We start from the raw sequence: 25,195 nt of genomic DNA, 5'->3' as shown, positions 1-25,195 counted from the left end.
TAATCCCACCTTATTTAAACTGTTTGAGGAAACGAAGATCATTTTCGAAGAATGAACGTAAATCGGTGACACCGTAACGTAACATAGTTAAGCGTTCCATACCCATCCCGAAAGCAAAACCAGAATAAACTTCGGGATCGATACCTACATTACGCAACACATTTGGATGCACCATACCGCAGCCCAAGACTTCTAACCATTTGCCATTTTTACCCATTACATCAACTTCGGCTGAAGGCTCTGTAAATGGAAAATAGGATGGGCGGAAGCGAATTTCCATATCTTCTTCAAAGAAGTTTTTCAGAAAATCGTGCAGTGTTCCTTTTAAATTAGTGAAGCTAATGTCTTTATCAACAATTAAGCCTTCAGCTTGATGGAACATTGGAGTATGTGTTTGGTCATAGTCATTACGATAAACACGGCCAGGTGCAATAATGCGGATCGGTGGCTGTTTATTTTGCATAGTGCGAATTTGTACACCAGAGGTTTGAGTACGCAATAAACGTTTAGCATCAAACCAGAAAGTGTCATGATCAGCTCTTGCAGGGTGATGAGCAGGAATATTTAACGCATCAAAGTTATGATAGTCATCTTCAATTTCAGGGCCTGATTCCACAGAGAACCCTAATTCGCCAAAGAAAGTTTCAATACGTTCAATTGTGCGAGTAACAGGGTGCAGACCACCATTTTCAATACGACGTCCAGGCAAAGAGACATCAATTTTCTCAGCCGCTAAACGTTCGTTTAATAGTGCTGATTCCATTTGTTCTTTACGAGCGTTCAGTGCTTGCTGAACCTCTTGTTTTGCCTGATTAATGACCGCTCCAGCAGCTGGACGCTCTTCAGCGGGTAAGTCGCGCAGCGTGGACATCTGGAGCGTTAAATGACCTTTTTTCCCCAAGTATTCAACACGAACCGAATCCAGCGCAGCAACATCCTGTGCCTCTTCGATAGCTGCTTTAGCTTGAGCAACGAGTTCAGCGAGATGTGGCATCGTTTCCTCTTCCTTTGACCTGATGAGGTCTATTAGTTGTTATCAATGATGACGATTAAAAAATTGCCCTTTTGATTTCTGAACTCAAGTTTGAGTACTGAAAACAAAAAAGCCTCCAAAATGGAGGCTCCGGCGCTACTTTTCGTTTCTTTTCTTACGCGCAAAAGCCCCCAAAATTAGGCGCTAAAGTAAAAAAAGAAGCGGAAAAAAGCGATATTTAACATTGAGACATTCTCATTATGTGTAACTTATTGAATTTTACCATTAAGCCACAAATTTAGACAAAATAAAAGAGGGAGTTAACTCCCTCTTCCATTGACTTAATTAAGCCAGAGCACCTTTCGCTTTTTCAACTAAAGCAGCAAATGCAGCTTTGTCGAATACAGCGATATCCGCCAGGATCTTACGGTCGATTTCAATAGATGCTTTTCTTAATCCATTGATGAAACGGCTGTAAGACATGCCGTTCTGACGAGCTGCTGCGTTGATACGCGCAATCCACAGCTGACGGAACTGACGTTTTTTCTGACGACGGTCACGGTACGCATATTGACCAGCTTTGATAACAGCCTGGAAAGCTACACGATATACACGAGAACGTGCACCGTAATAACCTTTAGCTTGCTTTAAAATTTTCTTGTGACGAGCACGGGCGATAACACCACGTTTAGCGCGAGCCATATAACACTCCTAATGTCTATAATTCTGTTAAAAAAACTGATACTTATGCGTATGGTAGGCAAGCTACGACCAGGCCTAAATCTCCTTTAGAGATCATACCTTTTGGACGTAAATGACGTTTACGCTTAGTTGATTTTTTAGTCAGAATGTGACGGAGGTTAGCGTGCTTACGCTTAAAACCACCACCTGCAGTCTTTTTAAAGCGTTTAGCTGCACCGCGTACTGTTTTAATCTTTGGCATTTCTATAATCCACTTCGCATTGTTAATAACATAAAATAATAAGGCGAATAGCAGTCAGTCAATAAAGACTGACGCTATTACTTGAATTGCCTAACTATTTCTTCTTCGGCGCTAGCACCATGATCATCTGACGACCTTCAATCTTATTAGGGAAAGATTCAACAGAAGCCAGTTCATCCAAATCTTCACGGATGCGATTAAGCATTTCCATACCGATTTGTTGGTGTGCCATTTCACGACCACGAAAACGTAGTGTGACTTTGGCTTTATCGCCATCTTCAAGAAAACGAATCAGGTTGCGTAGTTTGACCTGATAGTCGCCTTCATCTGTACCAGGACGGAATTTAACTTCCTTGACCTGAATAACCTTTTGTTTCTTTTTCTGTTCTTTGAGAGTCTTACTTTTCTCATAGAGGAATTTGCCGTAGTCCATAATACGACAAACTGGCGGCTCGGCATTAGGACTGATTTCAACTAAATCAGCACCTGCTTCCTCGGCTTTCTCAAGAGCCTCTTTCAGACTAACAACTCCAATCTGTTCGCCGTCTAAACCTGTTAAACGAACTTCATGAGCGCGAATCTCACCATTGATACGATTCTGACGCGTTGATTGAATTCTTTTTCCGCCTTTAATACCTTATTCCTCCAACTGATGAAGACTTCTGCTTCTGATTTCTTGCAGAAGTTTTTCTTTAAAATCGTTAACGTCGATACTGCCAAGGTCTTTACCTCGACGAGTACGAACCGCTACTTTGCCTGATTCGACTTCTTTATCACCGCAAACAAGCATGTACGGAACACGACGTAAAGTATGTTCACGAATTTTAAAGCCAATCTTCTCATTTCTCAAGTCTGCTTTTGCACGAATTCCGGCATCTTGCAATTCTTTGACGAGTTTTTGTACATAATCAGCCTGTCCATCCGTGATATTCATCACGACAACCTGCTGTGGTGCTAACCAAGTCGGGAAGAATCCTGCGTATTCTTCAGTTAGAATACCGATAAAACGTTCTAATGATCCTAACACCGCTCGGTGAAGCATAACAGGTACTTTACGCTCATTATTTTCAGCAACATAAGAAGCGCCTAATCGACCTGGCAATGAGAAGTCCAGCTGTACTGTACCACACTGCCATGCACGATCTAAACAGTCGTAAAGTGTAAATTCAATTTTAGGGCCATAAAACGCCCCTTCACCCGGCTGATATTCAAATTCAATATTGTTATCAGTCAAGGCTTTTGCTAAGTCTGTTTCTGCAATATCCCATAACGCATCTTCACCGATGCGTTTTTCTGGACGAGTAGACAGCTTAACAACGATTTTTTCAAATCCGAAAGTAGAATATACATCATAAATCAATTTGATGCAGTTATTTACTTCACTTAAAATTTGTTCTTCTGTACAGAAGATATGTGCGTCATCTTGTGTAAAGCCACGAACACGCATTAAACCGTGTAATGCACCAGAGGGTTCATTACGATGACAGCTACCAAATTCAGCCATACGTAATGGTAAATCACGGTAAGAACGTAGACCTTGTTTAAAAATCTGCACGTGGCCTGGGCAGTTCATGGGTTTGATACAATATTCACGGTTTTCCGAAGAAGTAGTGAACATATTCTCTTTGTAGTTTTCCCAGTGACCTGTTTTTTCCCAAAGAACACGATCCATCATAAATGGACCTTTTACTTCCTGATAATCATATTCTTTTAATTTGCAACGTACAAATGTTTCTAACTCACGGAAAATAGTCCAACCATCATTATGCCAAAAAGCCATACCCGGCGCTTCTTCTTGCATATGATATAAATCAAGTTGTTTACCTATTTTACGGTGATCACGTTTAGCGGCTTCTTCTAAACGTTCTAAATAAGCTTTTAACTGTTTCTTATCAGCCCAAGCGGTACCGTAAATGCGTTGTAGCATTTTGTTATCGCTATTACCGCGCCAGTATGCACCTGCGATTTTCTGTAATTTAAAGTGATGGCAGAAACGCATGTTTGGCACATGGGGGCCACGGCACATATCAATATATTCTTGGTGATGATAAAGTGCTGGGTGTGCATCTTGACTGATATTTTCATCAAGGATAGCGACTTTATAATCTTCACCACGAGCAACAAAAGTTTCCCGTGCTTGTGCCCAAGTTACGCGTTTTTTAATGACATCGTAATCTGTTTTCGCCAACTCTAGCATACGTTTTTCTAACGTTTCTAAATCTTCCTGCGTCAGAGAATGATCTAAATCCACATCATAGTAGAAACCATTTTCGATAACAGGACCAATCGCCATTTTGGTTTGTGGCCATAACTGTTTAATTGCGTGTCCTAATAAGTGGGCACAAGAGTGACGAATAATTTCAAGACCTTCATCGTCTTTTGCGGTAATAATCGCCAGTTGTGAATCTTGCTCGATTAATTCGCAAGCGTCCACCAGCTCACCATTAACGCGCCCTGCAATGCAGGCTTTGGCAAGTCCAGGACCGATATCTGCAGCGACATCCATGACAGAGACTGCATTTTCAAATTGACGTTGGCTCCCGTCAGGAAGAGTAATAATTGGCATTTAAAATCCTTAGTTACAGTGGTGACCCATACGCAAGATCACATGCATTCTTAATTTTACTTTAAAATTTAATACGTTATTAGCAGTTACTTGCTTCACTCTGCAAGTTATGTACACCAAAGTGTTTAGGATAATAAAAGTGCTTTGGCATACTGCTATAACTCAAGCGTGATATTATCATAGCAACAACAAATTATATATGCTTTTAATTGCGCGAGTATATCTGTCTCCATTTGCTATTTACGCTAATTAAAATCATAGATATTAAATTAATAAATAATTCACTCATATATAAAGTTAACATCTATAATTGATTTTACTTTTCCAGCAGTTACACGCTCGCCAGTCATACCATACCTCGCCTTTAAACCTAATGAAGTCGACGAATTAACTCTACCTAAAGATATTGCTTTATTAGCAGGGATTACATATCCATTACGCATTAATTGAACCCCCATACCTTTAGAGACTTCCCCTGCAGAGCCTGCTAAATTAATAAAGGTTGTATCATCATCAGTGGTTTGTCCGGAAAGATAAAATGATATATTTTGTGGTTGCGCGCAGTGAATATTTAAATTGACCGGTGCTTCGCCTGGGTAAGGAGGTAAATTAACATTGACATTTCGGCTACTAACGTCGCATCCACTAATTGGCATTGTAACATCATATTTAGACACTATTTCCCACGTAAAATATTTAGGATTACCACCATCCCAATCCGCTATTTTATACATATTAATAGTTGCAATAGTTTCACCCGATCTAATGAGTACTCCTCCTGCTGGTGAGTTATTTATAGGCGTTAAATACAACATCATCGGCATCGGCATAGGGGTAAGATCACCGATATGTAAAACTTTAGTCGCACTATTTAAAGGTAATGAATATGTATTTCCATACCAATATACTGAACCACTAAAATTAAATAGTGGCCCAGATAAGCCCGTCCCTGGTTCTAAATTGATATGGTCAACATCTTGCCATCCACCATAACTATTCCAACATTTTAAATGCCTAGAGAGATCAACAATTAAATTCTGATAAGGTTGCACCTCAGCCTCTAATTGCACATAAATATTATAATTACCAGACTCAATATCATATCCATTATCAACACTGCACCCAAAAGATAATGCATATGCTGAAAAGAAAACAAAAAAAGGATAAAGAAGCCCCTTTATTATTAAATTCATTTACATATCCAATTTAAAAATATTAGTTAATATTATTTTAGCAATACATATAGATTTTGACAAAAAATATTAATAATCAATGAAATACATTCAAAAAAAGACTATACAAATAATATAACCTTGTTATTCTCTATTTATCCACAATAAATAGAGAATAAAAAATAAATTAATAAAATTAATTAATAAATCACATATCAAAAGTCAGCATTTTTATCAGTAAGTCGTTTACTGTCGATATTCACTGGGGGTTTTATGAAAGTATTGACGAAAAGCTTGGCTAAAAGCCGAATGTGAATCATACCCTACCGCTAAAGCAATATTTTCAATCGTTAATGATGTGTATTTGAGCAACTCTGCGGATTTAGCGAGTCGCTTTTGCATCACATACTGCATAATAGATATGCCTAATTCCGCTTTTACTTTGCGCTGTAGCGTACTGATTGATATGTTTAATGCACCAGCAATATCAGAAGCTGTTAATGGCATATGCAGTTTATCTTCTAGCCAGAGATCTAATTTATCCCCCCAGCTTGGTTGTACTTTCATTTGGGCTAATAGCAGACGTGCGAGAGTGGAATGATGTTCTGGCGCTTGAGGGTATTGATGTACCCACGCTAATAATCCTATTGCTGCGGGTGATAAGGCAAACATTCCCCCTCTTTCATTCAGTCGCCACTGTGATGTGACAGGAAGTTCTAAAATAAGATTTTTATTATTGAGATGACCAGCAAAAGCATGATCGATGGTAGGTGGGATAATTAAATAGTTTTGTTGAGAAATAAGAAAATCTTGCCGATTGAAATTAACTTCCATCGTTCCGGTTAAGCCAAAGATGATCTGCCAGATATTCTCATGCTGATGTGATACCGTATCTTGTGTATAACATCGCAAATGTAATTCAGGTAATAACAAAACATCCCCTTACACATTAACGCTCACAGTGAAATAAATACTACAACAAAATCGCTGTGAGCGTTAAAAGAAAAGGACAATTAGCTATAGATCATGCTAAACGAGCCCCATCAGGCACAGGTAAATTAAATTCTGCGAGAACGATAGCACCGTTTTCATCAGCAGCCCCGGTAATCAACACCTCAGACTTGATCCCTGCAATCCGCTTAATAGGAAAATTGCAAACACATAAAACTCGGCGACCAATTAGTTCTTCAGGGGTATAATTCACGGTAATTTGCGCACTAGAGCGTTTAGTCCCTAGCTCTCCCAAGCTGACTTCCATTACATAAGCGGGTTTCTTAGCTTTTTTATTTATTTCAGCACTTATAATTGTGCCAACCCGCATTTCTACCCGTAAAAAGTCATCCCATTCGATGGTGTTGGTGGTGTCTGTCATATTGCTACCTATTATTTTATTGCTATATCTTCATTAAGATTATCGAATAAGTATAGATTAGCATGACATCGGTATCCTGCCCTGTTGCTAAGCTGTCATTCTCTGTTGTTAAACACTCATGACGTTATTTTTCTCTTTATACAAAAACAAATTCTTAAGCTATTTTTAATCACCGTTAAAATAAGCGTACCAATTAATAAATTTGTTATGTATAAAAAGTATTCTTGCCTTGAAACTATTTAATACACCGACTTAGAGAATCGCCTATGAGAAAGATAACAGACTGGACTACCTTAGAAGGTAATTTAGTACGTTTAGTACCATTAAGCATGGAGCATGCATCACCATTACGTGAACTGATTGCTAAAGATAGGCCTGATGAACTTTGGTTTACCACAGTTCCTTCTGTCACTACATTAAAACAAGATATTGAGCATAAAAGACAATTACAAAAACAAGGAGTAATGCTTCCTTTTGCCGTTATTGATAAACGCCGTGAGCGTGTGGTGGGAGTGACGACCTATATGAACGTAGATAACCATACACCTCGAGTAGAGATTGGTTCAACATGGTATGCAAAAGAGGTACAAAGAACGGGTATTAATACCGAGGCGAAATATCTATTACTTAAATATGCATTAGAAGATCTGCAATGTATTGCTGTTGAATTCCGCACTCATATCTTAAATCAAACCAGTCGTAGAGCAATTGAGCGTTTAGGTGCAAAACTCGATGGCATATTACGTAATCATCGTTTAACCACCAACGGTCAACGCAGAGATACCTGTGTCTATAGTATTACCGATTATGATTGGCAAGCGGTGAAAACACATCTTGAGTGGTTAATGAAAAAATACCTATAACCTTCTTATAAATATAAAAATATTTCTTGATATCAACACTATTATTACTATTTATTTGCTATGATCGGTAGCCTTAATTACCTGTTGTTAGGAGCCTTTACACTCTATGTACTCTGTTTACCAGTTTTTTCAGGCTATCGGTCTTGGTCTTATTTTACTTCTACCGCTAACTAACCCACTCACCACGGTCGCGCTTTGGCTTGGTCTGTCGGGGAATATGACCAAGGAACAGCGTAATCAACAATCCTTTATGGCATGTGTCTATATTTTTATTATTATGACCATCGCTTTTTATGCGGGTCGTGTAATAATGACGACCTTTGGTATCTCTATTCCAGGCCCTCGTATTGCTGGGGGGATGATCGTTGCTTTTATTGGTTTTAGTATGTTATTTCCCCATACTCCCAATGTGGACGATCCGCTTTCAGAAGAAAAAAATCCGCATCGAAATCCTCAGGCGCCCAATATTGCTTTTGTGCCCTTAGCCATGCCAAGTACCGCAGGGCCGGGGACAATTGCGATGATCATCAGTACAGCAGCATCAATTCCTTCACGTACAGATATTGCGCAATGGGTATTGTACGTTGCACCTATTACCACTTTCTTTTTAATTAGCCTGATTGTTTGGCTTTCACTGCGCGGTTCAACCGGTATTATGCGCTATCTCGGTCACAGTGGTATTGATGCCATTTCTCGTGTTATGGGATTTTTATTAATTTGCATGGGAGTTCAGTTTATGATTAATGGTGTACTTGAAATCATTGCTGATCTCCCCGCTTTATTACAACAAGCTCAATCAGCGGCTGCTGCCAGCTTATCAGAAAAGTTATCCGCTAAATGATAAGCTGCTTTGACCTTCGCTAAATAGCGTGGTGCTTGAGATGCTGGATGATTTTTTTCAACGTAACGATAAAAATCATCCGCGCTCATGGCATTAATTTTGGCAATCGCCGCATCTCTATTTTTATCAAAAGTTCTGAGTAATGCACCCGCCCCATTCACATAAGCCAAAATAGTCGCGTAATAGAGTGTTTCAGGATTGGAGATCCCAGATAAATGGCGCTCTCTTAATAATTGAATATAAGCAGTACCTAAATCAATATTAGTAGCCGGATCTTTTAGCTGAGCGGTGGTTGGTTGCCCTGCTTTTCCTCTATTTTGATAAATATCTCTCCCCGCTGTGGATGCCTTTATTTGCATTAATCCAACCGCATTCGATTTACTTATCACTTCTGGCCTAAAATTAGATTCTACCTGAATAATGGCTTTAATTAAGGTTTCATCAACACCATAACGGGCTGAAGCTTGTTTAATATGCTCATCAAAAGGGGTGTTTTTCCATTGAGCAGTAGAAATTGAGGCATTATTAACTCTGTGCTCTACAGGCTGGCTATTTAAAAATCGCGGTGTCTCTTTTTTCGCCGTTTGGTGATTGGGATCTGCACACCCTGCCAGCAGTAAAATTGCCAAAGGAAATATTATGTTGGTCTTCACACGTTATCCTCATTATTTCGCCCTATGCTTTATAGGAGATTATTAAAAAACACAAACCTAACGCTGTCCATTAAAAAAATGGACTAAGGATAAGCTTCTCTCATAAAAACAGATACCTTAACCAGCAGTAAGCCATGATTTGGCTGTAAATTTCATCAATTGTGAGTATTAAACAACCTTTCACACCAATAGTTACCATCGATTGTTAATTTTTATAAAGAAAGACGACAATTTACTTAACATTTATTGAAATACATGCTGTTATCTTAGTATCAGCTGTTATCAAATAGCTATTTTCACTTTCACACAGAGATAACTTGACTTTTTTGAAACGATATTGATAATCATTATCAGTTAGAGAATTCCACGAAAATTATAAGGCTATATAATATGGATATGTTCCGCTCTGTAAATAAAATTTCGCTTACGGCATTATGCTTAGTTGCCTCAATCTTCTTTATAACCCCTGCACAGGCAAAAGATAAGCTAAAAGTTGTCACGACTTTTACTATTATCCAAGATATCGCACAAAATGTTGCTGGCGATGCTGCCGTTGTTGAATCTATCACCAAACCCGGTGCAGAAATTCATGATTATCAACCAACACCAAAAGATATTGTCAAAGCGCAAAAAGCTGATCTTATTTTATGGAATGGGTTAAACCTTGAGCGTTGGTTTGAACGTTTTTTCAATGAATTACGTAATGTGCCTGCGGTCGTTGTCACTGAAGGTATTACCCCTATGCCTATTCGTGAAGGGGCTTATAAAAACAACCCAAACCCACATGCATGGATGTCGCCTAATAATGCATTAATTTATATCGAAAATATTCGTAAAGCGCTCGTTGAACACGATCCAGATAATGCCGCAATTTATAACCAAAATGCCGCGCGTTACGCTGAACAAATTAAACAACTTGATGCGCCATTAAGAGCAAGATTAGCGCGTATTCCTGAAGAAAAACGCTGGTTAGTAACGAGTGAAGGTGCCTTTAGCTATTTAACCAATGATTATGGTTTTAAAGAAGTGTATTTATGGCCAATTAATGCAGAAGAGCAAGGCACCCCACAACAAGTAAAATACGTGATTGATACCGTAAGAGAACATCATATTCCTGTCGTGTTTAGCGAAAGTACGATTTCCGATAAACCTGCTAAACAAGTGAGTAAAGAGACTGGTGCAAAATATGGTGGCGTTCTTTATGTAGACTCACTTTCTGCCCCAGGTGGAGAAGTCCCTACTTATATTGATCTACTTAATATTACTGTCGATACCATTGCGAAAGGATTTGGACAATGAATGATAAAAAAATAAATCCTACTCTTACTGTTGATAATGCAACGGTAACCTATAACAACGGTCACACTGCTATTTATGATGCAAGTTTCTCTATCACTGGTGGCACAATTTGTGCCCTAGTGGGCATCAACGGTAGTGGTAAATCCACACTTTTTAAAACCATTATGGGATTAGTCAAACCCTCAAAAGGTACCGTAACATTAAATAATCAACCTATTCAGCAAGCACTTAAACAGAATATGATTGCTTATGTGCCACAAACAGAGGAAGTTGACTGGAACTTTCCTGTACTGGTTTCTGATGTGGTGATGATGGGACGTTATGGAAAAATGGGTTTTTTTCGTATTCCATCGAAACAAGATCATGAAGTGGTTGAAGCTTGTTTAGAGCGTGTCGGTTTATCAGGCCTTGGACATCGCCAAATTGGTGAGCTATCTGGTGGGCAGAAAAAACGGGTATTCTTAGCACGAGCAATGGCACAAGAAGGCACCGTACTGCTATTAGATGAACCTTTTACTGGCGTGGACGTAAAAACAGAAAATGCCATTATTGAATTATTACGTAACTTGCGTAAAGAAGGTCACCTAGTATTAGTATCAACTCATAACTTAGGTAGTGTACCCGAATTTTGTGATCACGTTATTTTAATTAATAGAACAGTGCTTGATAGCGGGCCAACAGAAACCACCTTTACCCAAAAGAATTTAGAGCATGCTTTTGGTGGCGTATTGCGTCATATCAGCTTATCAGGCCCTGATCTTCACGACGACGACGATCCACGTTCACTTACCGTTATTACCGATGATGAACGCGCTGCCGTTTTCTATGGTCACCATGAACAACATACTCCCGCTCATCAAAGTAAGCGTAAACAAGGAGATTAGCGATGCTAGAATTACTCCTACAACCTTTTGAGTATAACTATATGGTAAAGGCTATCTGGGTAAGTGCCTTAGTTGGTGCTGTCTGTGCCTTTTTATCTTCTTACCTTATTCTTAAAGGTTGGTCATTAATGGGAGATGCCCTCTCCCACTCCGTCGTTCCCGGCGTTGCCGGTGCTTATATTTTAGGGTTGCCATACGCAGTGGGTGCTTTTTTTACGGGTCTACTTGCTGCTTTATCAATGACTTTTATTCGTCACATCACACGATTACGTGAAGATGCGGTGATTGGCTTTATTTTTTCTACTTTTTTTGCTTTTGGTCTGTTGCTGGTTTCATTAAACCCTACTGCCGTCAACGTTCAGACCATTATTTTAGGGAATATTCTCGGCATTGCTGATGAAGATGTCTGGCAAGTCGTTATCATTACTGGTGTCTCTTTTCTTATTCTATTTTGTATGTGGAAAGATTTATTAGTTGTATTTTTTGATGAAGTACATGCTCGCTCTATTGGTTTATCCCCTTTAAAACTAAAAATCATCTTCTTTACCTTGCTCAGTGCATGTACCGTTGCTGCGCTACAAACGGTCGGCGCTATCTTAGTTATTGCTATGGTAGTTACGCCTGGCGCTACCGCTTATTTACTCACTGACCAATTTAAACGACTCGCTATTATCGCTATTTGTATTGGTACAGTAACCAGTGCTGTTGGTGCTTATCTAAGTTATTTCTTTAATGGTGCTACGGGGGGCGTTATCGTCACAATGCAAACCGCCCTTTTCTTATTAGCCTTCTTATTTGCGCCTAAACATGGCATGTTGGCAGCCCGTCGCCGCGCACGTCAAAGTTCACAAGCACTTATTTCACAATCCCAGCATCCAAAAGACGTTACTCAACAAGAAGAGGTGCAACTATGAATGAATTAATGGAATTTTTCATTGAACCTTTTCAATATCCTTTTATGCAACGTGCAATTATTGCCGCGGTTATCATTGGTATCGCCTGCGCTATTTTATCTTGCTATATGGTGTTAAAAGGTTGGTCACTAATGGGAGATGCTATTTCTCACGCTGTTTTACCTGGCGTGGTATTAGCTTATGTCACTGCAATTCCTTTAACGATAGGGGCTTTTCTTTCGGGCCTATTTTGCTCATTTGCAACAGGTTATTTAAAAGAGCATAGCCGAATAAAAGAAGATACGGTAATGGGAATTGTCTTTTCTGGTATGTTTGCTGTTGGTTTGGTGATCTTCGCTAGTGTAGATACTGACCAACATTTAATGCATATATTATTTGGTAATATCTTAGGTATCACCCCAGATGTGCTTATACAGATTAGTGCTATTTGTTTAATTACTATTACTATTATGCTGGTTAAACAAAAAGACTTTATGTTGTATTGTTTCGATCCTAATCAAGCAAGAATTGTCGGTCTCCCGGTCGCTTTATTACATTATGGCTTACTCTCTATTTTGGCGTTAACGATTGTCGCCTCGATGCAAGCCGTTGGGATTATTTTAGTGGTCGCCATGCTGATTTCTCCGGGGATCACCGCTTATCTATTAACGCGAAGCTTCTCTCGAATGATCACACTCGCTATCCTTTTTTCTGTTATATCGAGTGTTATTGGTACATTTATCAGTTTTCATATTGACGGTGCCACAGGCCCTTCTATTGTACTCACGCAAGCGGTGTTCTTTATTATTGCATTACTCTGTAATCAGATTAAATTGGCAAAAATAAAACGGCAAACTAAACCCGCCAATGCCTAATGAAAATCTTTATTACTATAAAAACGGGATAATCATCCCGTTTTTTAGTTTTATACTGTATTGATTTAATTAAAGTGTTATTGTCATAGTATAAACATCGCTCGTTACTATTTGGGTCTACTAAGTAAACAACTTTGCGAGGTGTAATCTATGTGGCAGAATATTGGTCGTTTGCTTGAATCAAATTTAGGATTTTCAGCAAAGATCAGCGAAAAACACCACCTTTCAAGCGGTGATATACACCACACTTGGAAAATTCACTATGGTGAGATCCCTGTCTTTGTAAAATCTAACCTACGGGAATTTTTGCCCACCTTTAAAAATGAAGCAGAACAGCTTGAAATGTTGGCAAAAAGCCAAACGATCCGTATTCCTCGCGTATTAGGCATTGGCAATAGTAAAGATACTAGCTTCTTACTGTTAGAATTTCTGCCTGTGCAACCTTTTACACCTCACAGCGCGTATTGTTTTGGTCAACAGTTAGCTAAATTGCATCAATGGGAAGAACAACCCCGTTATGGTTTTGATTTCGATACCCATATAGATACCACTCCTCAAGCAAATGGTTGGGAGAAGCGCTGGAATTACTTCTATTCGGAAAAGCGTATCGGTATCCAGTTGCAACTCGCTTCAGAGAAAGGGATGGTTTTCGGTGATATAGAAGAAATCATTCAAATCATTAATCACCGTTTAGCCGATCATCATCCACAACCCTCGCTATTACATGGCAACTTATGGCCTAAAAATTGTGCTGCTATAGGTCAATCTGAAGGAACGATGTTCGATCCTGCTTGTTATTGGGGTGATCGCGAATGTGATATTGCCATGTTACCGCTATGCTCTTCTGTGCCGGCCAATATTTTTGATGGTTACCAAAGCATCTGGCCTTTATCTGAAAAATTCCTATCACGCCAGCCTATCTACCAACTCTACTATTTCCTTAATCGCTGTCATTTATTCGGTGAAGAAAAAGATTACCTAGCAGCCAGAAAAATCATTGATGATTTGCTCGGCACACACTAAAACAATCTGATTTTATTTACCCATAGATAAAAATAAACCTCGCAAAATGTTACCCAGCGAGGTTTATTTTAATTAAGTCAATGTGATAGATAACTACCAGCCTAAAAATTTCAGCAGAAAATAACCAATTGCGATCACAATAATAGGTGAAATATACAGCACCATGACTTGAGTAAATAGTGTATGTCTTGGCAATTTTATATTCTGCTCTAGCTCTTGCGCTGTAATACCACTTTTTAGTGCTCGTTCAATAATTAGTTGATCTTGAATATTTTCTTTTAAATATTTCACTTGGCGATACATTCTTAACCCTGATGCACTCAGTGCTAAGCCAATAAACATTAAAAAGAAGATCACAAAGAAGATAATATTCTGTTGGCTAAAACCTATTTGAGTGTTGGGTACTGGAGAATGACGCCAAAAAAAGTCTAGCCACGGGGTGTTAAATTTTACCATTTCTGCTAATACTCGAAAAAAATCATTAATTACAGCATTAACACCCTCGCCATTTGCTCTTGGGATCGCAGCTAACTCAATCAACGAAACTGTCGTTGAAATAAAGGCAGGAATAAAAATAAGCCAACCAATAACACGTTTTACAATGGCATATATTCCTGCATGTTGATAACTCATTTTGTCCTCACTCATAGAATTCGGCAATATGCACCTAAATATCCTAATCTAATTAACGGCTAATATGTCAATAATTTAATAGCTATCATTTTCTCTATTTATTTTTTAAAAGAAATAAGAAACTGATTAAAAAAGATTTTCCAATCAACTCTTGCTACAATCATTTTTCATCAACATAGACCTTATTATGGAGAGTAAACATGTCTTTTAAATTGCCCATTGAAGCCGCTATTTTTGATATGGATGGTTTGCTAATCGACTCAGAGCCGTTTTGGGCACAAGCAGAACATGAGGTCTTTGCACAATTAGGTGTCGATTTATCACTTGCTGACAGCATGCCCGACACCGTCGGCTTAAGAATAGATCAAGTTATCGAACTTTGGTATCAAGTATCACCTTGGCAAGGCGTAACACAACAAGAAGCTAAAGAGAGAATGATTGCTCGCGTTGTACAACTTATTGAAGATAAAAAACCGTTGCTCCCTGGTGTTGAACATGCCCTATCTTTATGTCAATCATTAGGTTTAAAGATAGCCTTAGCCTCAGCATCACCGCATTTTATGCTAGAGCGTGTACTTGAGTTATTTAATATTCGTCATTACTTCTCTGCTGTTGTCTCTGCAGCTGATTTAGCGCACAGTAAACCTCACCCAGAAGTCTATCTCAATGCTGCTAAGGCACTTAATGTCGCACCCATTAATTGTGTCTCTTTAGAGGACTCACGCAATGGTATGATTGCTTGCAAAGCTGCAAGAATGCGCTCAATTGTTGTGCCTGCAGCGGAGCAGTTTAATGACAAATGTTGGGGATTAGCCGATGTTAAAATTGCCTCTCTCAACGAATTAACCAAATCTCAATTATTAGGCTAACGACTTTAGTTATAGCCTATAAAAATTTATAAAAGGGTATCATTTATTGTCGATATCCTTTTTCTATATTAATTCTCATCCCTTATCTAAAATTTGGTTATTTTTAACACATCCGAATAAAATATTTCTGTTATTGCTTAATAATTAAGGCAATTTTTATCTTTTATGTCTGTTAGTTGCTGTAAAAACCTTTTATACTTAAGCACTGTATAAATGAACAGCAAGCGGTAAAAACCGCGTATAGGCATAGATAAGGAATGACAGCCGAAGGACATTTACTTTTTTCTGTTGCAACACTCGTCTTAGCACAGAAATTAGAAATAACCCCCGTTCTTGCTCAAGGTGATTGGTTTCACATGATCCCTGCTGTCTTATTAGGTTCACTACTACCAGATTTAGATCATCCAGGCTCTATATTAGGACGCCTCTTTCGGATAATCTCATTACCGCTATCAAAACTCTGTGGTCATCGTGGCTTCACACATAGCCTACTCGCCTTTTGTGGTTTAGCCATTTTATGGGAAACACAAGTTGCGCCTTATATCACGATTTCGGCTGATTTTTTTCACGCCCTTTTGCTAGGTTACTTAAGTCACCTACTGGCAGATATGCTAACACCATCAGGTGTACCTTTTTTATGGCCACTAAAAATGCGTTTTGCCTTACCGATTTTAGCGAAAAAAAATAGCAAAAAAGGAGAACGATTTATTTCTGTCATCATCTTAGTTGGTGCACTATTTCTGCCCCCACACCTAACTTTTTCTCTTCCCACACAAATAAATCACTGGTTACAAATGTACCACGATAAACGTACACCTTTTTAACTCTCCTTGACAGTTCTCTACTTTCCTCTATCTATTTATAGTTAATTAGTCTTTTTTATACCAATCTTCCTTGTTTTTATAACTAAACGACTATATAAAAGAATAATTGATTATAAAAAGTTATTAACAATACTGTTACCATATAGCGAGTTGATGCTGTTATATCCTTTCTTATTACCTAAGAACTCATATCGCATACAATCGCCAAATTTATATATAAAAATCTCGTTGGAGAGTTAAGATGAATTTTCCGTTAATTATTAACGTACTCGTCTTTGTTGTGCTATTACTCATCTTGGCTAAATTAAGCCAACGTCAGTGGAGCCTGTCAAAGAAAGTTCTTGTCGGTTTGGTCTTTGGGGTGGTGTTTGGGCTGGCGTTACATGCATTCTATGACGCACACGATCCTATTATTAAAGAATCTATCCTTTGGTTTAACATCGTTGGTAACGGTTATGTACAACTATTACAAATGATCATTATGCCATTGGTATTTGCTTCTATTTTAAGTGCAGTATCACGTTTACACCAAGCATCATCATTGGGAAAAATTAGTGCACTAACCATTGGTACACTTCTATTTACAACGGCAATTGCTGCTCTTATCGGTATTGTTATAGCCAATATCTTTGGTTTAACAGCTGAAGGTCTTGTTCAAGGGGAACAGGAAGCGCAGCGTTTAGCCGCTATTCAACATAATTATATAGGTAAAGTGTCTGACTTAACTGTACCTCAATTAATTTTATCTTTTATTCCTAAAAATCCATTTGCCGATTTAACTGGTGCAAGCTCAACCTCGATTATTAGTGTAGTTATCTTTGCGGTATTCCTAGGAATGGCTGCAATAAAACTGCTTAAAGAAGATAAACCTCGCGGTGAAAAAGTATTAGCAGCGATTGATAGCTTACAAGCGTGGATCATGAAGTTAGTCCGTATCGTTATGGCATTAACACCTTACGGTGTAATGGCACTGATGACTAAAGTTGTGGCAAGCTCCAATCTGCATGACATTATTCAACTCGGTAGCTTCGTTGTTGCCTCTTATGTTGCGCTGGGCTTAATGTTTGTCGTTCATGGTTTATTAGTTGGATTTACTGGCTTAAGCCCAATTAAATTCTTCAAAAAAGCAGGACCATTATTAGCATTTGCATTTACAAGTCGTTCGAGTGCAGCCAGTATTCCATTAAATATCGAAACACAAACTCGTCGCATTGGTGTTCCTGAATCGATTGCCAGTTTCTCATCGTCTTTTGGTGCGACAATTGGTCAGAATGGTTGTGCCGGTATTTATCCTGCTATGTTAGCCGTTATGGTGGCACCAACAGTCGGTATTAATCCTTTCGATCCTCTTTGGATTGCCACTTTGGTAGGTATCGTAACCATTAGCTCAGCAGGTGTTGCGGGTGTCGGTGGTGGTGCAACCTTTGCAGCCCTGATCGTTTTACCAGCAATGGGATTACCTGTAACACTGGTTGCCCTACTGATTTCTGTGGAGCCTCTTATCGATATGGGTCGTACTGCATTAAATGTCAGTGGCTCTATGACCGCAGGTACTATTACTAGCCAAATGATGCGCCAAACAGATAAAGAGATCTTTAATCAGGAAGAAGAAGCTGAACTTAATGTTAAATAAATGATTAACAAATCAAAGTCCTCAGCAAAAAGTGAGGACTTTGTCAGCAATCTAAAAAGGATAGCCTAGCTATCCTTTTTGTTTATAAGCTCTATTAAAATTAAGTAATACCAGCTATAACTTAATCATCAACTAAATGAACATATTTATGATTTGATATTAGGTATAACCACTAATCTTAAGATATTTAACTACTTTATTCCTTGACCTTCCCCTAAGGTAATAGCTAATCATTTTTATAGTTAATGATTTCTAAGATAGTTAAGGGCTTTGATATGCAACATGTTACATTGACTCGACGCCAATCGATATATTCTTATTCAGGGGCATTTATTTTTATTCTGGCAATGATAGCTATCGCGAGTTTAGGCAATGATCGCGAAATTGTATTGCCTGAAATAGCGGCAATGGCTATTGCATTATGGGTCTACCGTGAACAAGACTGGATGTTGCACCCTGAAAAGGTATTTTTATGGCCAACCGTTACCGCACTGCTAGGTTTTGGTATTAATTTATTAACTTTACCCTTTATTGCTAAACTTGTTTTAGTACTTATGGGTATGCTGCTATTTTTTAGTATATTCAAATATAGCTTGGCACCCGCATTAGCAACTGGCTTTTTACCTATCGTAACAAATGCGACAGAGTTTTCTTTTATTTTTTCGATTGTTATCACAACGTTTATTTTAATGGCTGTTGTGATATTTGCTAAATTAAAAACTAATTCTAATCGTGAAGCGCAAATTAAACCTAATTTAATGGCAATATATGCAGTAATTATTGGCTTAAGTATTATTGTTGCTTCTTTAGCTAATTATCCACATTTGGCAGTTTTGCCCCCCGTTGCTGTTGTTATTTATGAATCACTGCATATGAAAATGTATTCTTGGCGTATGGTTATCAAACAATCAATAGTGCTCACATTATCTGCAACTATTGGCGTTACCTTATACCTGATAATAAATCATTGGGTTGTTGTCGCATTACTGAGTATGCCATTAATGTGGGGACTATTGTCTATATTTAAGATGAGAGTGCCTGCTGTTTATGCTTTCCCACTATTAGCATACGTTTTTCCTAGAGATGCATTGCCTTTACTGCCGATTGCTTCATTGTTCGTTTCGTTTGGCTCTTTAGGAATGGTATTTCTTTATCGGGCGGTAACGGGCACCTTGATGCCAATGGAGCATAAAATTTAATCTCTAACTGATTATTTTTATACATAAAAAATGCCAGAAACATTTCTGTCTCTGGCATTTGTAAACTGATAATTAAAAATTATTTATCGCTAATAGTTTCTTTTATTTGAGATATTCGCCACTACGTAGTGCTTCAATACGCTTATCTAATGGCGGGTGTGATAAAAATAACTCACTAAATGACTTATTACGGCCATTAATACAGAAAGCCATCATACTGCTTTCTTCTTGTGGCTCATAGCTGGTTTTTAAGCGTTGTAATGCCGCTATCATCTTCTCACGGCCAACCAGTTTTGCAGAGCCTGCATCCGCATGGAATTCACGGTAGCGAGAGAACCACATCGTAATGATACTTGCCAAAATGCCAAAGACAATTTCAAGCACCATAGAAACGCCCATGTATACCCATGGGTTTCCGTTACTGTTTTCACTCTCTTCATCGCTCGAAATAAAATTCGCCACAAATTGAGCAATGATACGGGAGATAAAGATCACGAAAGTATTCACAACACCTTGTAACAAGGTCATCGTTACCATATCACCGTTGGCAACATGGCTAATTTCGTGTGCAATAACAGCTTCCGCTTCGTCACGGCTCATACTGGCTAATAATCCGGTACTCACCGCCACCAGCGAAGCATCACGACGAGCTCCTGTTGCAAACGCATTAATATCTGGTGCATCGTAGATTGCAACTTGAGGCATTTTAATCCCCACTTGCTCAGACTGACGTCTTACAGTATCAAGTAACCAACGTTCTACTTCAGAGGTTGGATTTTCAATCACTTGACCACCAACGGATCGTAATGCCATCCATTTTGACATAAGTAAAGAAACAAATGCACCACCAAAACCAAATAGGCCAGCCATGATCATTAAACCCTGAACACTGCGGCCTTGAATACCTGTTAAAGATAAGATGATCCCGAACACAAACATGACAGCTAAGTTTGTTAACAGGAATAAGGCAATCCTCATCATATTGATACTGTTCCTATTTTATCTAATTACCACATTGCAAAAACTATCTTATAAATAAGGTTTTTTTTTATTTTATCAAGTCTTTTAACTTGTTTGCTACTAAAAACGATATAACTTTACATTTTAATAAAAGAAAATGTAATTAATAGCTAAATTATGGAAGATTATTTTCACATAGAGGAGGAATAACAGTCTAGGCAAGATAGGCCCGAAAATAAATGCCTAGTGATGAAATTTTAACAAAATAAATTAATTGAAGACGTTTTGTTAGATTAAAGGTTAGGATGCCAGCTTTATCTATTTTTGTACATGGCTTACCATCAGGCAAGCCATGCACCTATACAGGGATGAATTCTGTTATCCCTTATCCTATAAACAATTACATTTTAAAACGATATGTCGTTGTCATAGAGCCTGATAATGAGTGAGCACGTCGTGAGTGACCATCATACAGTTTTGGTGTGGTGTAATCATTTTCTTGTTGATGGTGCCAACCAATACCGCCACTTAACGAAATAGAAAGATTAGCCGTTGGCTTCCAGTAGCTAAATAAGCCAAACTGCCCTTGTTTTAATCTTTCGCCGGAGTAACTAAATTCACTATAGTTAGTCCTTGCACCAACAGACAACTCATTGTTAACTTTGTATGCAGCTTCTAATGCACCCATCACTTCACCATCACGCACATAGTCAATATCTGCATAAGCTGGTGAGTTAAAGCGTCCACGAGTATTCCCAATTGGGTTACGCGCAAATTGACCAACACCATTGGCTTTTTTCGCATCGGTATAAGTCACACCCGTACGAATGGTCCACGCTGATTCAGGAATACGCCATTCCATAGTACCAGCAAAGTGCCATGCATCCTTATCAAAGTTACGTTTACCTGCATTAGCATTGGTTAATGTGCGTTTTCCTTCACTGCCATAATCGTGGTAATAAACAACACCACCTAGAGTAACGTCTGATGTTAACTTATATTTTGTTTCTAAACCGTGTTGACGGAATACATCATCCGCCTGACCATAGAAATAATAGACTTTTAATGGTTTGGAATTATAGTTAACTCCACCAGTAATAACATGGTCAATATTATGTCTAACACCATTACCATCACTGAAATACATTCTATCGATATTTGGGCTATCACGACGCATAACTTTTCCGTCGAGATACAGCAAATCTAAACTCCAATCACCCATCGCCGTATTAGTGTAATAGCCGTTATAACTGTTTAATGATAAGCGCTGTGAGTTAGTAAAAATACCTGTATTCTTCAAGGTAAACCAACCCGCTTTACCATTAATTAAAACAGGATCTAAATCGAATCTCACTTTTGCAAAACGTTGACCAATTTTGTTATAGCCTTTTGCTTCACCATCATCATTATATAATATGGCACGAGAAGCGAAGTCTTTACTTGCTCCTAATTTAATACCACCATAATAAGAAACATCGAATCCTAGAATGCCACCTAAATAGCCAGATCTGAAATCAGCTTGGAAGTTTTGACCCCAAGCATTAGCAACTTGTTTTCTATAACGTTGCTCTTGTTTATCAAAACGGTTTTCTGTTTTTAGGTATTTCCACATATTAATGGTAGTCAGCTCAAGTTCAGAATCAGAAATAAATGAGCTTTCTTTAATTGTATTTTCCCAATTCCCAGCATTAGCAGCGCTCACAGCTAAAAAACAAGGGGAAAACATAAACAACACCATTCTTTTTAGTTTCATTTTAAATTCAACCTGGTTAATAACTATTTAAATTTATTTATATTCAATAAGTTAAACAAAGTACTATTTTTATATTTAGCTAAAAGTAACGCTCGCTTAAATTGTATAAACTTAAGCCAAATCGCTATTTTTTTAGCATCAATAATGCTAGGTAGTCATCTCACCACATTGTTATTTACTTTTTTGAGCAATAAAATGCTTAAGCAAATTATAAATAACTTACCTTCTAGTCATTAATCCTTAATGAGAAAATCTATTCTAAAATTAGCGCATCTAGCGTTTATATAACTGCGCCGATGAGAAGAGATTTTGCACTTAGCATTTGGGTGAGATTTTTAATCTGTTACTATTACCTTAGTATGTCAGAATGATACAAAATTTTATGATCTGTATGCTATCGTAATTTTATGTCAACTAGAGCGATCATTGTCACAACATGTTACATTTATTGCAATAAGTAAACCATTAAATGTGAATTTAATCACATTTAATAAGGCATTTATTTTTTTATCTTATTTAATAGATAAAAATCTAGTTTTTATTTACCTTATAAAAGATTTTTTATCTAAACCCCCTTGTATTCCATTTGGTTATATTTTTCAAAGCTAGCATCAAATAGATTTTAAATAAAAACTTAGATTACATGATATTAAGAATATTTTTATATAAAAGCAGTTAAATATCTTAATGAATTCTTATGTTACTGGTAACTAAATATGACTACTAAGAAAAATAGCGAAATAATAGTATGAGATGATTTTCTCACTAAAGATATAACTAAGATTATTATAAAGTATTAGATACCAGATACTTTTTCAGACAAATATAGGGAAATAAAAACCCCCAATAATTGATTAATCAACTATTGGGGGTAAATTTGAATCACTTTCTTAAGTAGAAAAACTTAATTTAATAACTTCTTAGGTTTTAATACCTTTGCAAGATCATCCGCAATATTAGCCGTTTCATCTAAGTAAGGATCAGGGCCTTCATAATCCTTCGGTAAATCATCAAGTGATTTTAGTGGTGGCTTACCCTCTAACTTAAGACGTTGGTTAATACGCTGTAATTTTATGGCTTCTAGCTCTTTATTCTCTTTTTCGCGCTCTGCAAAATTAAGAATAATAAACTTATCTTCACCTTTGGCTTTAGCTTCATTGTAGCGCTTGATATCATCAAAAATATATGAAAACTCTCTATCATTCGCGATACGTTTAGCATGTTGATCCGTCAATGTAGGTAGTGCTTGTTTTATTTTCTCTGAATACTCAGACAGCTTATAATTAGCCGGTGGAATACTGTCCCAAGGTAAAGCATTATCTTCATTGCTTTCCCCCATTTCTGAATTATCAAAGCTTGGTAATAACAAGTCTGGTGTCACCCCTTTTAATTGGGTACTTCCACCATTAATACGATAGAATTTTTGGATAGTGTACTGAACTGAACCTAAACTAGGCCAATCAGGACTTAACATCTGATCATAAACTCGTGTCAATGAACGATATTGTTGCACCGTTCCTTTACCAAAGGTTTGCTCACCGACAATTAATGCGCGCCCATAATCTTGCATTGCAGCAGCAAAAATTTCAGAAGCAGAAGCACTAAAGCGGTTAACGATAACCACTAGTGGCCCTTTATAATAGACAACATCATCACGATCATAATCTTGGCGTACTCGACCATTATTATCACGGACTTGAACGACGGGACCACTTGGAATAAATAAACCTGATAATGCAATAGCTTCCGTTAATGCACCGCCCCCATTTCCACGTAAATCAATAACTAAAGCAGATACATTGTCTTTAGCCACTTTTTGTAGTTGGGTTTTAACATCATTAGTTAAGCCGACATAGAAACTAGGAATATCTAAAATAGCGATTTTATCACCATTAATCACTTTTTCGGTTAACTTGACCGCTCTATCTTCTAGGCGGATCTGTTCTCTTGTTAAAGTGATAGTTCTTGGCTTCGCTCCTTTTTCATCAGAGATAACTTCTAGTTTAACCTGACTACCTTTAGGACCTTTGATTAACGCGACAACGTCATCTAAGCGCCAACCAACCACATCAACCATGGGTTTATTATGTTGACCGACAGCGATAATTTTATCACCTACTTTTAGCGCTTTACTTTTAGCAGCCGGTCCACCCGTTACCATGGAATTAATCATCGGATAATCATCATCCATTTGTAATACGGCACCAATCCCTTCTAATGAAAGGCTCATTTCTGAATCAAAGGCTTCCGTATTTCTTGGTGATAAATAACTGGTATGGGGATCAATTTCACGCGCAAAAGCCGTCATGATAATTTGGAATACGTCTTCACTTTGGCTTTGTGTTTGGCGACGTAATGCAGCTTTATAACGTTTTGTCAGTGTTTCTTTGATTTCACTGTCTGTTTTGTCAGAGAGTTTAAGTGTTAGCCAGTCGTATTTTACTTTTTCATCCCAAAGCTTATCTAATTCAGCTTGCGTTTTCGGCCATGGCGCTTTGGTTCTATCTAACTGAAATTTATCTTGTCCAGTGAGATCGATAGGTTGATTTAATCGATTTAAAGCATATTGAAAGCGCTCAAAACGTCTTTTTTGCGCAAGGTTAAACAGATCATATAAAGGACCTAATTCACCTGTTTTTAAATATTCACCCACTTTAGTTTTATCTTTATCAAACTGGGCAATATCTGACGCTAATAATACGTTATGGCTATAATCCAATAAATTAAGATAACGATTAAAAATCTTTTCGGAAAAACTCGCGTCTAACGAGAATTGACGATAGTGGGAACGTTCAAAACGAGCGGTGACACGTTCACTCACTGTGGAATGTTGTGGCTCTTGCTTTAATGTCGGTAATTGATTAATAGTCACCATGGCTGGCGTGGCTGGTTTATCAGCCATGACAGCAGAAGTGCCTGTTAACGCTAATCCGATAGCAAAAGCCACATTTAAAAGTTTGTTCATGC

25 protein-coding genes and 1 other annotated feature are annotated in these 25,195 nt (G+C 37.9%); of the genes, 11 read left to right on the top strand and 14 right to left on the bottom strand.

The features are described from left to right. Positions 1–10 precede the first annotated feature (10 nt). The 9 genes from pheS to ACYUCW_RS10995 form a co-directional block, all read right to left on the bottom strand. Positions 11–994 (bottom strand): phenylalanine--tRNA ligase subunit alpha, encoded by a 984-nt coding sequence (pheS, locus tag ACYUCW_RS11035; RefSeq protein WP_460408593.1) that lies wholly within the window; start codon positions 992–994, stop codon positions 11–13. Between the two features lie 102 nt (positions 995–1,096). After that, positions 1,097–1,219, bottom strand: a sequence feature (Phe leader region). Beyond that, positions 1,171–1,218, bottom strand: a complete 48-nt coding sequence (gene pheM, locus ACYUCW_RS11030; RefSeq protein WP_120655563.1) for a pheST operon leader peptide PheM — start codon at positions 1,216–1,218, stop codon at positions 1,171–1,173. It overlaps the preceding feature by 48 nt. Positions 1,220–1,318: 99 nt before the next feature. Further along, the gene (rplT, locus tag ACYUCW_RS11025; RefSeq protein WP_004242609.1) at positions 1,319–1,675 is read right to left on the bottom strand and encodes a 50S ribosomal protein L20; all 357 of its coding nucleotides are present in this window, start codon (positions 1,673–1,675) and stop codon (positions 1,319–1,321) included. Between the two features lie 43 nt (positions 1,676–1,718). Next, positions 1,719–1,916 (bottom strand): 50S ribosomal protein L35, encoded by a 198-nt coding sequence (gene rpmI, locus ACYUCW_RS11020; RefSeq protein WP_004242608.1) that lies wholly within the window; start codon positions 1,914–1,916, stop codon positions 1,719–1,721. Between the two features lie 94 nt (positions 1,917–2,010). Continuing rightward, positions 2,011–2,550, bottom strand: a complete 540-nt coding sequence (gene infC / locus ACYUCW_RS11015) for a translation initiation factor IF-3 (protein ID WP_012367833.1) — start codon at positions 2,548–2,550, stop codon at positions 2,011–2,013. Between the two features lie 3 nt (positions 2,551–2,553). Next, complete coding sequence (gene thrS / locus ACYUCW_RS11010) at positions 2,554–4,482, bottom strand: threonine--tRNA ligase (RefSeq protein WP_004242605.1); 1,929 nt, start codon at positions 4,480–4,482, stop codon at positions 2,554–2,556. Between the two features lie 281 nt (positions 4,483–4,763). Continuing rightward, complete coding sequence (locus ACYUCW_RS11005; protein ID WP_004251460.1) at positions 4,764–5,675, bottom strand: fimbrial protein; 912 nt, start codon at positions 5,673–5,675, stop codon at positions 4,764–4,766. Between the two features lie 225 nt (positions 5,676–5,900). Next, positions 5,901–6,587: a helix-turn-helix transcriptional regulator gene (locus ACYUCW_RS11000; RefSeq protein WP_012367831.1), complete on the bottom strand. Its 687-nt coding sequence runs from the start codon at positions 6,585–6,587 to the stop codon at positions 5,901–5,903. 91 nt (positions 6,588–6,678) lie between these two features. After that, positions 6,679–7,026, bottom strand: coding sequence for a tRNA-binding protein (locus ACYUCW_RS10995; RefSeq protein ID WP_004242601.1), 348 nt, complete (start codon positions 7,024–7,026; stop codon positions 6,679–6,681). Between the two features lie 266 nt (positions 7,027–7,292). Here ACYUCW_RS10995 and ACYUCW_RS10990 point away from each other — a divergent pair, with 266 nt between their 5' ends. Continuing rightward, positions 7,293–7,889: a GNAT family N-acetyltransferase gene (locus ACYUCW_RS10990; RefSeq protein WP_036971621.1), complete on the top strand. Its 597-nt coding sequence runs from the start codon at positions 7,293–7,295 to the stop codon at positions 7,887–7,889. A 106-nt stretch (positions 7,890–7,995) separates the two neighbouring features. Further along, entirely contained in the window at positions 7,996–8,730 is a 735-nt protein-coding gene (locus ACYUCW_RS10985) for a MarC family NAAT transporter (protein ID WP_460408589.1), read from the top strand. On the opposite strand, the gene ACYUCW_RS10980 is transcribed toward ACYUCW_RS10985, so the two are convergent. After that, positions 8,682–9,383, bottom strand: a complete 702-nt coding sequence (locus ACYUCW_RS10980) for a transglycosylase SLT domain-containing protein (protein ID WP_004242595.1) — start codon at positions 9,381–9,383, stop codon at positions 8,682–8,684. The genes ACYUCW_RS10985 and ACYUCW_RS10980 overlap by 49 nt on opposite strands. A 390-nt stretch (positions 9,384–9,773) precedes the next feature. Between ACYUCW_RS10980 and ACYUCW_RS10975 the strand changes: the two genes are divergently transcribed. From ACYUCW_RS10975 to ACYUCW_RS10955, 5 genes are all read left to right on the top strand, one after another. After that, positions 9,774–10,682 carry a metal ABC transporter substrate-binding protein gene (locus tag ACYUCW_RS10975; RefSeq protein WP_004242594.1) on the top strand — a complete coding sequence of 303 codons (909 nt, stop codon included), beginning with the start codon at positions 9,774–9,776 and terminating at the stop codon, positions 10,680–10,682. Continuing rightward, positions 10,679–11,566, top strand: coding sequence for a manganese/iron ABC transporter ATP-binding protein (locus ACYUCW_RS10970; RefSeq protein WP_004251467.1), 888 nt, complete (start codon positions 10,679–10,681; stop codon positions 11,564–11,566). The genes ACYUCW_RS10975 and ACYUCW_RS10970 overlap by 4 nt, the downstream gene beginning before the upstream one ends. A 2-nt stretch (positions 11,567–11,568) precedes the next feature. Next, entirely contained in the window at positions 11,569–12,480 is a 912-nt protein-coding gene (locus tag ACYUCW_RS10965; protein WP_004242585.1) for a metal ABC transporter permease, read from the top strand. Next, positions 12,477–13,334: a metal ABC transporter permease gene (locus ACYUCW_RS10960; protein ID WP_004242584.1), complete on the top strand. Its 858-nt coding sequence runs from the start codon at positions 12,477–12,479 to the stop codon at positions 13,332–13,334. The genes ACYUCW_RS10965 and ACYUCW_RS10960 overlap by 4 nt, the downstream gene beginning before the upstream one ends. Positions 13,335–13,484: 150 nt before the next feature. After that, positions 13,485–14,357 carry a fructosamine kinase family protein gene (locus tag ACYUCW_RS10955; protein ID WP_163748529.1) on the top strand — a complete coding sequence of 291 codons (873 nt, stop codon included), beginning with the start codon at positions 13,485–13,487 and terminating at the stop codon, positions 14,355–14,357. Positions 14,358–14,450: 93 nt separating this feature from the next. Here the strand turns inward: ACYUCW_RS10955 and ACYUCW_RS10950 are convergent, their stop codons facing one another. Then, entirely contained in the window at positions 14,451–14,990 is a 540-nt protein-coding gene (locus tag ACYUCW_RS10950) for a YniB family protein (RefSeq protein WP_460408586.1), read from the bottom strand. A 200-nt stretch (positions 14,991–15,190) separates the two neighbouring features. Here ACYUCW_RS10950 and hxpB point away from each other — a divergent pair, with 200 nt between their 5' ends. From hxpB to ACYUCW_RS10930, 4 genes are all read left to right on the top strand, one after another. Then, positions 15,191–15,859 (top strand): hexitol phosphatase HxpB, encoded by a 669-nt coding sequence (gene hxpB, locus ACYUCW_RS10945; RefSeq protein ID WP_004242581.1) that lies wholly within the window; start codon positions 15,191–15,193, stop codon positions 15,857–15,859. Positions 15,860–16,116: 257 nt separating this feature from the next. After that, complete coding sequence (locus ACYUCW_RS10940) at positions 16,117–16,683, top strand: metal-dependent hydrolase (RefSeq protein WP_004242580.1); 567 nt, start codon at positions 16,117–16,119, stop codon at positions 16,681–16,683. 241 nt (positions 16,684–16,924) lie between these two features. Next, a complete protein-coding gene (locus tag ACYUCW_RS10935) occupies positions 16,925–18,316 on the top strand; it encodes an L-cystine transporter (RefSeq protein ID WP_004242579.1) in 1,392 nt (463 codons plus the stop codon). 275 nt (positions 18,317–18,591) lie between these two features. Beyond that, complete coding sequence (locus tag ACYUCW_RS10930; protein WP_036918224.1) at positions 18,592–19,515, top strand: hypothetical protein; 924 nt, start codon at positions 18,592–18,594, stop codon at positions 19,513–19,515. A gap of 102 nt (positions 19,516–19,617) precedes the next feature. Here ACYUCW_RS10930 and htpX read toward each other — a convergent pair whose 3' ends face one another. From htpX to prc, 3 genes are all read right to left on the bottom strand, one after another. Next, complete coding sequence (gene htpX / locus ACYUCW_RS10925; RefSeq protein WP_004242578.1) at positions 19,618–20,496, bottom strand: protease HtpX; 879 nt, start codon at positions 20,494–20,496, stop codon at positions 19,618–19,620. A 379-nt stretch (positions 20,497–20,875) separates the two neighbouring features. Further along, a complete protein-coding gene (locus ACYUCW_RS10920) occupies positions 20,876–22,228 on the bottom strand; it encodes an OprD family outer membrane porin (RefSeq protein WP_004242576.1) in 1,353 nt (450 codons plus the stop codon). Between the two features lie 904 nt (positions 22,229–23,132). Continuing rightward, complete coding sequence (prc, locus tag ACYUCW_RS10915; RefSeq protein ID WP_004242574.1) at positions 23,133–25,193, bottom strand: carboxy terminal-processing peptidase; 2,061 nt, start codon at positions 25,191–25,193, stop codon at positions 23,133–23,135. Positions 25,194–25,195 lie beyond the last annotated feature (2 nt).

Source organism: Proteus sp. MB838 (assembly GCF_054767435.1).
This window is presented reverse-complemented; position numbering and strand designations above follow the sequence as displayed.